This is a genomic window from Mycobacterium sp. AMU20-3851 (assembly GCF_043974665.1).
Lineage (GTDB): Bacteria > Actinomycetota > Actinomycetes > Mycobacteriales > Mycobacteriaceae > Mycobacterium.
On record NZ_CP146371.1, the window covers coordinates 1,597,546 to 1,611,285 of the forward strand.

Annotated in this window: 14 protein-coding genes; 11 read left to right on the forward strand and 3 right to left on the reverse strand. The window is 65.3% G+C overall.

The window, feature by feature from the left end; all coding sequences use genetic code 11:
- The first annotated feature begins 22 nt into the window (after nt 1-22).
- The 5 genes from V4U86_RS07800 to V4U86_RS07820 all read left to right on the forward strand — a co-directional run bounded on the left by V4U86_RS07800 (nt 23) and on the right by V4U86_RS07820 (nt 4,442).
- Nucleotides 23-850 (forward strand): enoyl-CoA hydratase/isomerase family protein, encoded by an 828-nt coding sequence (locus V4U86_RS07800; RefSeq protein ID WP_395310690.1) that lies wholly within the window; start codon nt 23-25, stop codon nt 848-850.
- Nucleotides 851-859: 9 nt separating this feature from the next.
- A complete protein-coding gene (locus tag V4U86_RS07805; protein ID WP_395310691.1) occupies nt 860-2,005 on the forward strand; it encodes a thiolase family protein in 1,146 nt (381 codons plus the stop codon).
- A gap of 15 nt (nt 2,006-2,020) precedes the next feature.
- The gene (locus tag V4U86_RS07810; protein WP_395310692.1) at nt 2,021-3,169 is read left to right on the forward strand and encodes an acyl-CoA dehydrogenase family protein; all 1,149 of its coding nucleotides are present in this window, start codon (nt 2,021-2,023) and stop codon (nt 3,167-3,169) included.
- Between the two features lie 152 nt (nt 3,170-3,321).
- The gene (locus V4U86_RS07815; protein WP_395311956.1) at nt 3,322-3,936 is read left to right on the forward strand and encodes a TetR/AcrR family transcriptional regulator; all 615 of its coding nucleotides are present in this window, start codon (nt 3,322-3,324) and stop codon (nt 3,934-3,936) included.
- Between the two features lie 2 nt (nt 3,937-3,938).
- Nucleotides 3,939-4,442 carry a hypothetical protein gene (locus tag V4U86_RS07820; RefSeq protein ID WP_395310693.1) on the forward strand — a complete coding sequence of 168 codons (504 nt, stop codon included), beginning with the start codon at nt 3,939-3,941 and terminating at the stop codon, nt 4,440-4,442.
- A gap of 2 nt (nt 4,443-4,444) precedes the next feature.
- Here V4U86_RS07820 and V4U86_RS07825 read toward each other — a convergent pair whose 3' ends face one another.
- Complete coding sequence (locus V4U86_RS07825; protein WP_395310694.1) at nt 4,445-4,861, reverse strand: VOC family protein; 417 nt, start codon at nt 4,859-4,861, stop codon at nt 4,445-4,447.
- A 27-nt stretch (nt 4,862-4,888) separates the two neighbouring features.
- Nucleotides 4,889-6,079: a cytochrome P450 gene (locus V4U86_RS07830; RefSeq protein ID WP_395310695.1), complete on the reverse strand. Its 1,191-nt coding sequence runs from the start codon at nt 6,077-6,079 to the stop codon at nt 4,889-4,891.
- Between the two features lie 324 nt (nt 6,080-6,403).
- Between V4U86_RS07830 and V4U86_RS07835 the strand changes: the two genes are divergently transcribed.
- On the forward strand, nt 6,404-7,330 hold the full coding sequence (locus tag V4U86_RS07835) for an SDR family NAD(P)-dependent oxidoreductase (RefSeq protein ID WP_395310696.1): 927 nt from the start codon (nt 6,404-6,406) through the stop codon (nt 7,328-7,330).
- A 12-nt stretch (nt 7,331-7,342) separates the two neighbouring features.
- On the opposite strand, the gene V4U86_RS07840 is transcribed toward V4U86_RS07835, so the two are convergent.
- Nucleotides 7,343-7,951: a TetR/AcrR family transcriptional regulator gene (locus V4U86_RS07840; protein WP_395310697.1), complete on the reverse strand. Its 609-nt coding sequence runs from the start codon at nt 7,949-7,951 to the stop codon at nt 7,343-7,345.
- Nucleotides 7,952-8,184: 233 nt separating this feature from the next.
- Here V4U86_RS07840 and V4U86_RS07845 point away from each other — a divergent pair, with 233 nt between their 5' ends.
- From V4U86_RS07845 to V4U86_RS07865, 5 genes are all read left to right on the forward strand, one after another.
- On the forward strand, nt 8,185-9,594 hold the full coding sequence (locus tag V4U86_RS07845; RefSeq protein ID WP_395310698.1) for an amidohydrolase family protein: 1,410 nt from the start codon (nt 8,185-8,187) through the stop codon (nt 9,592-9,594).
- A gap of 63 nt (nt 9,595-9,657) precedes the next feature.
- Complete coding sequence (locus V4U86_RS07850) at nt 9,658-10,512, forward strand: phytanoyl-CoA dioxygenase family protein (RefSeq protein ID WP_395310699.1); 855 nt, start codon at nt 9,658-9,660, stop codon at nt 10,510-10,512.
- Between the two features lie 11 nt (nt 10,513-10,523).
- Nucleotides 10,524-11,057 (forward strand): VOC family protein, encoded by a 534-nt coding sequence (locus V4U86_RS07855; protein WP_395310700.1) that lies wholly within the window; start codon nt 10,524-10,526, stop codon nt 11,055-11,057.
- Between the two features lie 14 nt (nt 11,058-11,071).
- Nucleotides 11,072-12,721, forward strand: a complete 1,650-nt coding sequence (locus V4U86_RS07860; RefSeq protein ID WP_395310701.1) for a class I adenylate-forming enzyme family protein — start codon at nt 11,072-11,074, stop codon at nt 12,719-12,721.
- Between the two features lie 26 nt (nt 12,722-12,747).
- A complete protein-coding gene (locus V4U86_RS07865; RefSeq protein WP_395310702.1) occupies nt 12,748-13,734 on the forward strand; it encodes an enoyl-CoA hydratase/isomerase family protein in 987 nt (328 codons plus the stop codon).
- Nucleotides 13,735-13,740 lie beyond the last annotated feature (6 nt).

A 13,740-nucleotide genomic window follows, 5' to 3' on the forward strand; every position in this document is an offset into this window, starting at 1 on the left:
GAGGAGCGAAGGCGGATCGCGGATGAGCGACAGCCTGCTCGTGGAGGATCGCGACGGGATACGCACCCTGACGCTGAACCGGCCGCACCGCAAGAACGCCATCGACGTCGAACTGTGGCATGCGCTGGCGGCGGCACTGCGTGCCGCGGATACCGACGACGCCGTGCGCGCGGTGGTGCTCACCGGGGCCGGCGGGGCGTTCTGCTCCGGAGCCGACATCGGCACCGGGGAGACCGTCCATCCCCGGCGTAAGCTGCAGCGGCTCACCGACGTCGCATTGGCACTGCACAATCTGACGGTGCCGACCATCGCCAAGGTCACCGGCGTGGCGGTCGGCGCAGGCTGGAACCTGGCGCTCGGCTGCGATCTGGTGGTCGCCACCCCGGAATCGAAGTTCTGCCAGATCTTCGCCAAGCGCGGACTGTCGGTCGACCTCGGCGGATCCTGGCTGCTGCCCAAGATCGTCGGTCTGCAACAAGCCAAACGCCTTGTGCTGCTGGCCGATATGATCGACGCCGCGGAGGCGCACGAACTCGGCCTGGTCACCTGGGTGCAGGAGGCCGACGCGATCGACGCCTTCGTCGACACCTTGGCGCAGCGACTGGCCGCCGGGCCGCCGTACGCACTGTCGCAGAGCAAGGCCCTGCTCAACGACGGCGCCACCGCCACCTTCGCCGAGGCGCTGGGCAACGAGGCCCGCGCCCAGCCCGGCAATTTCGCGACCGCCGACTCGGGGGAGGCCTACGCGGCCTTCGCCGCCAAGCGCGACCCCGAATTCACCGGAACCTGGGCGGTTCCGCCCGCCTCCTCGGGGGCAGGAGCGGAGCGACCCGGGGGAACGACACAGTAGGAGTAACTCATGCGCGAAACCGTCATCGTCTCAGCCGTGCGCACCCCCGTGGGCAAGCGCAACGGCGGGCTGTCCGATCAGCACGCCGCCGACCTGTCGGCGCTGGTGCTCAACGAACTCACCGAGCGCTGCGGGGTCGATCCCTCGCTCATCGACGACGTGGTGTGGGGCTGTGTCTCCCAGGTGGGCGATCAGTCCAGCAACATCGGCCGCTACGCGGTGCTGGCGGCCGGCTGGCCGGAGAGCATCCCCGGCACCACGGTGAACCGGGCGTGCGGATCCAGCCAGCAGGCTCTGGACTTCGCGGTGCAGGCTGTGATGTCCGGTCAGCAGGACGTGGTGGTGGCCGGCGGCGTCGAGGTGATGAGCCGGGTTCCGCTGGGCTCCGCACGGGCGACCGGGCAACCCTACGGCCCGAAAGTCTTTGCCCGCTACGATGATTTCTCGTTCAACCAGGGCATCTCGGCGGAACTGATCTGCCAGAAGTGGGACCTGTCGCGGACCCGCTGCGACGAGTACTCCGCGCAGTCGCACGAGCGGGCCGCGGCCGCACAGGACGCCGGGGCGTTCATCGACCAGATCGTGCCGGTGTTCACCGACAACGACGTGATCACCGCCGACGAGGGGATCCGCCGCGGCACCACCGTCGAGAAACTGGCGGGGCTCAAGCCGGCCTTCACCGACGACGGTGTCATCCACGCCGGCAACTCGTCGCAGATCTCGGACGGCGCGGCCGCGCTGCTGGTGATGACCGCGGACCAGGCACTGAATCTGGGCCTGACCCCGCTGGTGCGCTACCGGGCCGGTGCGGTGACCGGTGCCGATCCGGTGCTGATGCTGACCGGCCCGATCCCGGCCACCGAGAAGGTGCTGCACAAGGCCGGCGTGACGATCGACGAGGTCGGCGTCTTCGAGGTCAACGAGGCCTTCGCGCCGGTGCCGCTGGCCTGGCTGGCCGAGACCGGGGTCGACGAGGCGAAGCTCAACCCGCTGGGCGGGGCCATCGCGCTGGGTCACCCGCTCGGCGCCTCGGGTGCGGTCCTGATGACCCGGATGATCCATCACATGCGCGACAACAACATTCGTTACGGCCTGCAGACCATGTGTGAGGGCGGCGGCACCGCCAACGCCACACTGGTCGAGCTCGTCTCCTAGTCGGAAGGCTGCGAAGTGCAACGCAATCTGTTCACCGAAGATCACGAGGCCTTCCGCGAGCTCGCGCGCGATTTCGTGGAGAAGGAAGTGGTGCCGGCCTATCCCGAGTGGGAGAAGGGCGGCCGGATGCCGCGGGCCGTCTTCGAGAAGATGGGTTCGCTCGGCATGCTGGGCATGGCCATCCCCGAGGAGTACGGCGGCGGCGGGGCACCGGACTACCGCTACAACGTCGTACTGCAGGAAGAGGCGGCGCGGGCGCTGGTGACGCTGTCCACGGTGCGCACCCAGCTCGAGGTGATCCTGCCGTACTTCCTGCACTACGCGAACGATGAGCAGCGCAAGCGCTGGTTCCCGGGGCTGGCCGACGGCACCCTGCTCACCGCCGTCGCGATGACCGAACCGGGCACCGGTTCGGACCTGGCCGGCATGCGCACCACCGCGGTCTCCGACGGTGACCACTGGATCGTCAACGGCGCCAAGACGTTCATCACCGGCGGTATGCAGGCCGACCTGGTGGTCGTGGTGGCCCGCACCTCCACCGACCCGGACAACCGGCGCAAGGGCCTGACCCTGTTCGTCGTCGAGGACGGGATGCCCGGGTTCACCCGCGGCCGCGAGCTGGAGAAGATGGGCTGCAAGGTGCAGGACACCGCGGAGCTGTCGTTCGTCGACGTGCGGGTGCCGGCGGCCAATGTGCTCGGTGAGGTGGGGGAGGCGTTCAGCTACCTCGGCCACAACCTGGCCCAGGAGCGGCTCACCGTGGCCGTCGGGTCGGTGGCGCAGGCCCGCTCGGCAATCGCCGCGGCGATCGACTACACCAAGGACCGCAAGGCATTCGGGACGCCGGTCGCGTCTTTCCAGAACACCAAGTTCGAACTGGCGGCCTGCTCGACGGAGGTGGAAGCCGCCCAGGCCATGCTGGACCGCGCGATCACCCTGCACGTGGACGGTGAACTCTCGGCGCCGGACGCCGCCCGGGTGAAGCTGTTCTGCACCGAGATGCAGGCCCGGGTGATCGACCGCTGCCTGCAGTTGTTCGGCGGCTACGGCTACATGATGGAGTACCCGATCGCCCGGCTCTACACCGACGCCCGGGTGGCCCGGATCTACGCCGGAACCAGTGAAGTCATGAAGGTGATCATCGCCAAATCGCTCGGTTTGTAGCCTTCGCTGAGGGTCCGCTGAGCGCCTGACCAGCAGCGTGACACCCGTCAAGAAAATTGTTAAGTGAGACCCTTGTCACAAGGCCCCAAACCAACCTACTGTGTGTTCAGTTGGTTGGTTGATCGGCTACGACAGGGAGTTCGGTGACAGCGATATCTGCGACGTCAGGGCCTCGGCCCTACGAGTCGCTGCTCGCCAAGGGTGAGGACCGCAAACAGCGCATACTCGCCGCGGCGGAGAGCCTGCTGGCCCGTAACGGCTGGCGGAACACGTCGCTGGCGCAGATCGCCAAGGAGGCCGGTGTCAGCGCCGCAGGGTTGCTGCATCACTTCGAATCCAAGGAAGCGCTGCTGCACGCGGTGCTGGATGCCCGTGACTTCGACGACGACACCCACGCCGACCGGGGCGGCGATCTGATCGCCAACATCGGCCGGGTGGCCGAGCGTTTCGACCGCGCACCGCAACTGGTCGGCACCTTCACCGTGCTGCTGGTGGAGAACATCCAGCCCGACGCGCCGCTGCACGACCGACTGGTGGCCCGCCAGCAGGCCGCCGTCGACATCGTCGCCGACGGCATCCGGCGGGGACAGGCCGACGGCCGCTACCGCCCAGACCTCGACCCGGCCACCAAGGCCGTGGAGATTCTCGCCTTCGTCAATGGAATGGAGACCGCATGGCTACTCGATCCTTCAATTCCGCTCGCCGCAGTGTTCAAGGGGTACACGGAGTCGCTGGCTCGCGACTTCGCAGCGACCGGGAGGAGCTAGACATGCGGTACCGACTCGACGTGGTGGCGCCCAGCGTCGCCGAAGTGGTGCGCAACGCCGGTGGCTGGCTGGTCGACCGGGTGATGGCCGGCTGGGACGTCACGGTGATGATCACCGGCGACGACGACATCCGCCCGCTGCAGATCCTCGGTGTGGATACCGCGGATCTGGAGACGGTGATGGGGCTGTGGGAGGAACGCCCGCATCCGCAGACCGTGGCGGTCGCCGCGGACCTCTTCGTCAGCGACGAGCGGGTCCGGGAGGGCGTCCTGGGCGCCCTGGATCAGGGGCTCACCGAGGTGACGCTGTGGGGCGACAGCTGGCCCGAAGAGCTGGACAGCACCGTCGATCTGGTGCAGCACGAACTGAGCGCCGCGGCACGGGCATTCAAAGCCCAGGCACTGGCCGCGGCCGGTCATACCGATCCGGTCGACCGCACCGAGGCCTTCCGGTGTGGCGTGATGTCCTGTCCGTCGGTGGCCGCAGATCTGGTGCCCGCCAGCTGAATTCAGCCGACCGGCCTGGCCCTTCGCTCGAACGCATCACGGTCTTCTTGTGAGCGCCGCGGATTCAGCGCGTAGACGACGCAGAACTGCTTGCCTGCCGGGTCTGCCATGATGACCCACTGCCCGGGGTGGGTGGCGTTAGAATCGTCGACGACCGTCGCCCCGAGTCCGACCAGACGCTCCACCTCGGCCGCGAGATCATCGGTGTGAATGTCGAGATGGACCCCGGCCTGGCCGGAATGAACGTTCTGCACGACGACCCGGAAATCATCGGACGCGCCGTGCAGGATGCGGTAGTCGTCCATGCCCCGTGGATGCACCACATCGGCGTTCAGGGCTCCTGCCCAGAACTGTGTTGTCTGCTGGTAGTGGTCTGAAGGTGCGTCGATGAGCAACGTGCTCAGGAGTATTCGATGCATCGGCACTCTCCTCTCGGATATGGATCCTCACTCCAGCAAGGTGGGCATGGCGGCCCACCCACGTACCGCGGCCGTCTCCGACGGAACGGCATTGGGCCAGTCGACTTCCCATTCCGGGAACCGCTTGAGGATCTCCTCCAAGGCGATCCGGCCTTCGAGCCGGGCCAGGGCGTTACCCATGCAGAAGTGGGTACCTGCACCGAAAGTCATGTGTGAGAACTGTTTTCGGTGAATATCGAATACATCTCCGTTCGGGGCGAACCGGCGGTGATCCCGGTTGGCCGCGCCGACGAGCATGAGCATCGCCGAACCTTCGGGCACGGTCCGGCCGTAGTATTCGATGTCGCGGGTGACGTAGCGGGCGATCTGCAGGGCCGGTGGTTCCCAGCGCAGAATCTCCTCGATCGCCTGGGGAATGAGACCATGATCCTCGACGAGGTCCCGCCGCTGATCCGGGTGCTCGGCCAGCGTCTTGCCGGCCCAACCGATCAGACGGGTGGTGGTCTCCGAACCGGCGGTGGCGATCACCGTCAGGTACAGCAACAGTTCGTCACGGCGCAAGGTACGGACGGTGCCCGTCTCGTCCTCGAACTCGGCATTGAGCAGATCGGTCATGATGTCGTCGGACGGGTGCTCGGTGCGCCAATCGATGAACTCGGCGAATACCTCACCGGTGGCGAGTCCTTCGACTTTCTGCCCTTGCAGGATCTCTTCGCCGTGATCCGTGATCTGCTGTTGCCGATCTTCCGGGATGCCGAGCAACATGCCGATGACACGCATGGGCATCTGCTCACCGAGGTCGTTGACGAAGTCGAAGCGGTCCGAACCGACGAGCGGATCCAGGCAACGCGCGGTGAACTCCCGGATCTGCGGTTCGAGCGCGAGGACCTTGCGGGGCGTGAACATCCGCGACAGCAGATTGCGGTGGATGTTGTGGATCGGGGGATCCTCGAAGATCAGCGTGCCCGGCGGAATCTCCATCCCTGACTTGATGATCTCGAGCACGGCCCCGCGACCGGAGATGAAGGTCTCGTGGTCGATGACCGCCGCGTTCACATCGTCGTACCGGCTCAGCGCATAGAAGTCGTGCTCTTCGTTGTAGTAGAGCGGCGCTTCTTCCCGGATGCGGGCGAACACCGCATAGGGGTCCATGTTCAGGTCCACGTCATACGGGTCGTAGTAGAGGTCCGGGGTGGTCGCGGTGCTTGGCTGTGCCATCAGAGGCTCCATCGGGGAGGGCTGACTCGATCGAGTCGAGGTCGGGTTCGGATGCGCGAATCGGCGAATTGGCTGAGATCCACTGAGCACCTGCTTAGCAGGTGGGTTGAGTGAAGGTCAAGGATTCGGCGCCCACTCCGTGCGCTGGAGAGGCGTGCCATACCTGCCAACGGGGCCCCAGCATCGGATACCCACATGGCGGATTGTGCCCGGCGACCGTTCTGGGATCGCTATCTGATTGGTGGACAACATATTCGGTCATGGCTTTGGCGGATTCGAGGGGGTAGTGTCGCGGCGATCGGATTGGGACGGGGAGGAAAAGTCATGTCTGAGCTTCGATTTGACGGCAGAGTCGCGGTCGTCACCGGTGCCGGCCGCGGGATCGGACGAGGTCACGCCCTGCTGTTGGCGCAGAAAGGCGCTCGCGTTGTGGTCGCCGATTACGGCGTCGATCCGGAGGGAAACGGAACGTCATCGGTGCCGGCGAACGAGGTGGTCTCCGAGATCAGGGGCAGCGGCGGTGAGGCCATCGCGTGCTGTGCGTCGGTGGCAGACGAGAGTTCGGCGAGCTCCATAGTCGGTACGGCACTCGACGCATTCGGTCGGCTCGACATCGTGGTCAACAATGCCGGCATCCACGATCCGGCAAACTTCGGCGAACTGTCCCTGGACCAGTTCCGCAGCATGCTCGACGTCCATTTCTTCGGAACGCTGTACGTGATCAGGGCGGCCTGGCCGCACTTTCGGGCGGCCGGATACGGGCGGATCGTCAACACCGTCTCCGAGGCCATGCTCGGTGGCGTGTCCGGGCTGACCAGTTACGCATCGGCCAAAGGTGCCGTGTACGGCCTGACCCGGAACCTGGCGACCGAGGGTCTGGCCGACGGGATCCGGGTCAATGCTGTCGCACCGCGGGCATACACGCGCCTGTCGGCGGACCACTGTGACAACCTGTCGACGCTGTATGGAATGTCAGAAGAGAAGATCGCCCAGGTCAACGCCAGTATGCCGCCCGAATTGTGTGCTCCGGCCGTGGCGTATCTGGCGCACGAGACGTGCAGTCTCAACGGCGAAGTGCTGCAGGTCGGAATGGGCGGGGTGGCGCGGATGGCTTTCGTCGCGGCCAAGGGGCTGCGCCGCTCCGCATTGACGGCGGAGGCCATTGCGGAGAACATCGAAGCCGTGTTGGACCTCGACGGTGCCGAGGTCCCGTCGACCGACGACAAGTTCAGCGCGCTGCGGGCGAGGTGACGCCGGCGCCGATCACCGTTTGGTGAGCCGCGGGCGATCGGCGGTGAGGGACTGAGCGTGTTCCAGGATCCGCTCGCGCGCCTGCGGTTTTGCGACAGCGAGCAAGCAGATGTCGAAGGCGTGCAACGCTCCAGCCCGTAACTCGGCGTCATCGAGGTCGCCGGCCGTCCACCGGCGCTGCAGGTGGAACAACACCATCGCGGCGTGCTCGGCCAGCAGTGCCGGTTCGATGTCGGGTCGCAGCGCTCCCGCGGCGGTGGCCGCACCGATCTCGGCGACGATCAGGTCCCACCCGGTCCACCGGACATTCACCAGGTCGACCAGGCGGTCGTCCATGACGACGGCCCGGACCACCGCCTTGGGCACTTCGGCCACTGTCTTGTCGATCGAGACGGCGATCGCCTCCCAGATCCTTTCGATCGGGTCCGTGGCGTTCAGGTGATGAACGGCGACGTCGATGGAGTCCAGGGAGCGTTGGACCAGCGCTGTCAGCAGTCCGTCCTTGTCGCCGAAATGGTTGTAGAGCGTGCGGACGCTGACGCCGGCCTCACTGGCCAGTCGGCGCATCGAGAGCTGTTCGACCCCATGCTCCTCGATGAAGGTCCGCGCAGCGTCAAGCACATGTCGACTTGTCCGTTCCTGAACCCTGGACCCCATGACGAAAACCCTAGTCAATGCGCATGCCACAGTGGCCGCCGGCCAAATTTGCCACACCGGAGCAAAAGTACAACGCCGTTGCAAAAATGCGCGTACCGTGCCTACCATTACTGGCAACTGATCGCCTGAGCGTGCGCCGCTCGAACCGGCACACCGGCTCACCGAGGCGCACATAGACCACAGTCGAGGGGGATGGCATGTCGAGAGACCAGTCCGGTTCGGGCGGTAGGGAAACCGATGACCAGCGCTACGTCGTGATGTCGATCGACAGCCACGTCGGCCCGTCGGTGAAAGACCAGCTGCGCCCCTATTGCGACAGCAAGCATCTCGATGACTTCGACCGCTTCGTGGCGGAGATGGCAAGTCAGGGTCTGTTGAGCTGGCGGTCCTCGGAAGCCAAATCCGGTGATAAACAGAGCTGGTCACTGGGCAAGTCGCAGGCCGAGCGGGGCCAGGATCAAGCGAAAAAGCTCGACGAGGCCGAAGCGGAGAAGTTCGGCAAACAGGCCGGCATTCGCAACGCGGACCAGGTGGGCGCCCGGTTTCTGCAACGGAGTTACGAGCACAGTCTGGCGCCCGGGTTGCAGGACCACGACGCGCGTATCGCAGACATGGACGAGCAGGGCGTGGCTGCGGACGTCATCTTCCACGGTGGCCTCAACGGCCAGTCGATCCCGTTCTCGACCACCGGACTGATCAGTTGGGGTGACACCGCGTACGACTATCTCGAAAAGGTCGGGGTACGCATCTACAACCGATGGCTGGCCGACTTCGTGGCACTGGCACCCGAACGGCATGCCGGCATCGCCCACATCCCGATCTCCGACCTGAGTGCGTGCGCCAAAGAAGTGGAGTGGGCGGCTGAGGCCGGGCTGAAGGGAATCAACCTCCCCGCGCCGCGTGGCGACTTCCCGATGCTCAACGATCCAGCGTGGGAACCGCTTTGGGCCGCCTGCAACGACACCGGAATGTCGGTCAACACGCACGGCGGCGGCGGTGAGCACTACCCCTACGCGGGGCAGGGCGCACAGATGATGTACATGATGGAGACACCGTTCCGTACCCGCCGCGGGCTGTGGGTGATGATCTTCAGCGGTGTTTTCGAACGCTATCCCAACCTCAAGCTGGTATTGACCGAGCAGTGGGTGGATTGGGCTCCCGCCGCCATGGCCGACATGGACGGGCTCTATCACGGTCCGACCGGCGCCGCCATCCGTGCCAAACTGCCCAAGCCGCCATCGGAGTACTTCCGCCGGAACTGTTTCATCGGTGCGAGTTTCATGTCCAACGGTGAAGCCAAGCTGTCGGTCGAACATGACCTGGTCGACAACGTCATGTGGGGCGACGACTATCCGCATGCGGAGGGCACCTTCCCCGATACCCGTGAGGCGATGCGGTTCACCTTCTCCGACATCGACCCGAAGTACACCCAGAAGTTCCTGGGTGAGACCGCGATCGACCTGTACGGCCTCGACCGTGCGAAGTTGGCCAAGATCGCCGACCGGATCGGGCCGACGGTCGCCGAAGTGGCCACGCCGTACACCCTGCCTGAAGATGCCGTGGTGGGTCTCTACGCCTTCCGGACCGGGCCGGGGATCTTCATCTGACCGCGTCGTAGCCGATCGGCACACCCACGAAAACACCTGTCTGCGAGGAGATCACAGCCCACCATGGATGATGCCACCGGCCTGAAGTCGCCATGTCGCCTGGTTACCGCCGAGGAGGTCGAACATCTCCGGGAGTATGGCTGGGTCCAGTTGAAACGATTCGTCGACCCCGATGTGCTGGCCAGCATGCTCGACGTCGCCCAGTCCAAAATGGGCGAGGACGCCGACAGCAATCCGCTCAAGGCGGGTATGACGGTGGGCGCCGATGGTGCAGCCAAGGGCGCGCTGGCGTACTTCAATGCCGAGCGGAGCGGTGGCCTGTCGAGCCCGGTACTGAGGCCACTCATCGACGAGATCGGCAGGAGCGCGACGAAGCTGCTGAGTCGGCGAACCAATTCCGGATCGGCCGTCGGGATCAGGTACTACAACGACTTCTTCGTGCCGAAACTGCCGTCCACCAAGAATTCTCGGCACGGTGGCAACGGCGCCACGGCGTTCCACCAGGACTACATCACGTTCGCGGTGGACCGCACCGGCGGCATGACGTTCTGGATCCCGTTGGAGCCCTACGGTCCAGAGGCCGGGACAATGTCGTTCGTCAACGGCTCGCATCGACTCGGAGTCCTCGGTGACTACACCACCTACGGTGGCGACGATGCGCTGGCGGTCTTCCCGGAGTTGCGTGACCTGGAGATGAGCGAGCAGATGACCTACGAGTTGGGTGACATCACCGTGCACACCCACCTCACCATCCACGGGGCGGGCGCGAACATGATGGACCGGCCGCGTTGGGGCTATCTGCTGGTGGTTCAGCCGGAGGACGTCTGTTGGAACGGTTCGCCGTGCCCGAACTTCGACACCACCGACATGGCGCCCTGGGCCGCGTTGAACGACGAGCGCTTCCCGCTGATCGGCTGAAGGGCATTCCGGTGACAGAAGCGCTGCCCGTTCCCGGTCGGAACTTCATGCAGGTGTGCTGGGTCGTTCCCGACATGGAAGCATCCATCGAATTCTGGTCCCGCAGTGCCGGAGTCGGACCGTTCTTCTGGTTCGACGGGGTGGACTGTGCAGACGGTAGACATCGTGGCGCCCCGGCCGAGTTCCCGGACGTCACGGCTGCCATCGCGTATGCCGGCGACCTGCAGATCGAACTGGTATGCCAGGACAACGACCAGCCGGGGGTGTTCCGGGATGTGTTCGCCCAGGGTGAGTCCGGGCTTCATCACATGGCGGTGGTGTGCACCGACTACGAGGCCGAGCGTGACGCCTACATCGCCAGGGGCGCGGATCTCGCCTTCGAGGCGCGGGTCGGTAACAGTCGGACCTGTTGGGTCGACACCACCGCCACCCTCGGATTCATGGTCGAGTTGCTCGAACCCAGCCCGGCCAGAGAAGCGGGGTTCGCGGCCATGCGTGCCGCCGCGCAGTCGTGGGATGGCCTCAACCCGATCACACGGTTCTGAGCCCGACCGTGCCGATGGACCGCACCGAACCCGCATCGACGTTCCCAAAGCTGTTCACCGAGATCGTGGCCGCACGGGCGGACCATGCCGCACTGATCCATGCCGGAGAGACGCTGACCTACCGCGAGCTGGACCGTCGTACGGCCCGGATGGCCCGTGGGCTGCTGGCAGTCGGTGCCGGCAAGGGCACTCGGATAGCTCTTTTGGCCCCGGACAGTGCGCTGCTGCTCACTGCGTTCTACGCCGCGCTGCGCATCGGCGCGCTGGTGACTCCGATCAGCACACTGACCACGCCGAGAGAACTGGCACACATCGTGCGCACCAGTGACGCGCAGATACTGATCGGCGCCCGTCGCTTTCTCAACCGGGACTTCGCGCGGAACATGCAGGCCGCGCTGCCGGGTCTGGACGGTGCGAATCCAGCGGCGTTGCGGCTGGCGGCGGCGCCCTATCTGCGGTCGGTGTGGCTGGACGATTGCTCCGGTCTGGTTTGGGCGCGTCCAGTCGGGGAATTGCTCGAACACGCCGACTCCCCTGACGCTCCGGATATTGCGCTGCTGGCCGCGCTGGAGGACGAGGTGGTGCCCGGCGACGACGCTTTCGTGGTTTACACCTCGGGGAGCACTGCCGCGCCGAAGGCCGTTGTGCACAGCCAATGGTCCGTCGCCCGCCAACCCCCGGTGCTGGCCACCTACTTCGACGTGCAACCGCACGATCGCACGCTGTCCTTGCTGCCGGCGTTCTGGATGGGCGGGATATCGGCCGCACTGCAGGTCCTCAGCATCGGAAGCACATTGGTGTACCCGAGCAGTCCCGACGTCGATGTCATCCTCGACACCATCGAGGATCATGCGATCACCAACATCGTGGTCTGGCACCTGCTGGCACGGCTACAGGCGGCCGCCAAGGCTCGGCACATGAACCTGGACGAAATCAAGATCACCACGGGGCCCACCTGGGATGAGAACGGCGAATCCATCCCGCGGCATCTGCAGACCAGGATGCTCGGGATGTCCGAGAGTTTCGCGCCGCACAGCGCGGAGCCGGTGACGAGGCGGCTCCCGGACTCGAAAGCCGGTGCCGCCGGCCGTGCCGTCAACGGTATCGAACGTCGGGTGGTTGACCCGGAAACCGGTATCGAGGTCACTGCCGGTGAGATCGGTGAGCTGCAGCTCCGTGGTGGGGCGTTGATGACCGGCCTCTACAAGGTGCCCCGCAATGAGGTGTTCACCGCCGACGGGTTCTTCCCGACAAAGGACCTTGTCCGCATCGATGAAGACGGCTACGCGTTCTTCATCGGTCGAAGCAGCGACATGATCAAGACCAACTCGGCCAACGTATCTCGTCTGGAGGTCGAGGCCGCGCTGAATGCGCTCACCGAGGTGGAACTCGCGCTCGTCACGGGACTACCGGATGCCGAGATCGGCGAACTCGTTGCGGCCGCGGTCGTGCCGGCAGCTGGACATGACCCATCCGAGGCCGACCTGAGGGCGGCGCTGCGCGAGACGCTGTCCAGCTTCAAGGTACCCCGCCGAATCGTGTTCATCAGCCACGACGACATACCCAGGACGCCGACCGGAAAGGTGCGGTTGTTCGAACTGGCCGAGATGGTCGCCGCACGCGTGAACCCGGAGTCGAAGCCCGTCGGCATCGGCGCACCGTGACGGAAAACCTCGAAGGAGCCCGGCATATGACCGAACAGACGCAGCGTGCAGAGCAGGGCCATCGTCCGTCGGCAGAGCAGATCGTGCTCTATTACAAAGATCCCAAGACCAGGATCGCGACGATCACGTTGGATCGTGCCGATGAACTCAACGCGATGACGATCGCGGCTCAGCATCGCTACGCCGATCTGGTGCACAACGCCAGCATCGACGACGACGTGAAGGTCCTTGTCATCCGGGCCAACGGTCCGAACCTGGGCAGCGGCGCCGACCTCTCCGAGCTTCTCGACACCATGGCGGGGCGCGGAGAGGGCAGCATGAATGCTGCGGTGCGCGTTCCTGAGGACGCCGACGTGAACTACCCGCCGGTGGGCACCTACCGTCGCCGCGCATCCACCGTGCAGTTCTACACCGACCCCAGCGCCGGGATGCGCAGCCTCCAGGACTTCAAGAAGATCAGCATTCTCGAGGTGCGGGGCTACTGCTACGGATGGCACTTCTACCAGGCCGCCGACGCCGATATCGTCGTCGCCTCGGATGACTCGTTGTTCGGTCACGCCGCCTGGCGCTACGCGGGCTTCGCTGCGCGACAATGGCAGTGGTGTAACACGATGGGTGCGCGCAAGTTCATGGAAATGGTGTTCACGGGTCGTCCGTTCACCGCCAAGGAGATGTACGACTGCAACTTCGTCAACGCCGTGGTTCCCTTCCACGAACTCGAGGCGATGACAGACAAGTACGCGTTGGCCTGTTCACGCAGTCGACCCACCGACACCGTGTTCGCCCAGAAGACCTTCTTCGAGATCTACAAGCAGCATCAAGGTGAGTACATGGGCAGCATCGTCTCGGGCCTGCTGGAATCCACTCTGGACCAGCTCCGGCCGGATCCCGATGCCCGCGGTATGGAGCTGGACGAGGACACCCTGGACAACCTGACCGACACCGTAAAGGACAACGATGGCCAATTTCCCCCGGACTGGCGGCTGAGCCGGCGCGGCCGGGCCGCGGAATAGAACGGA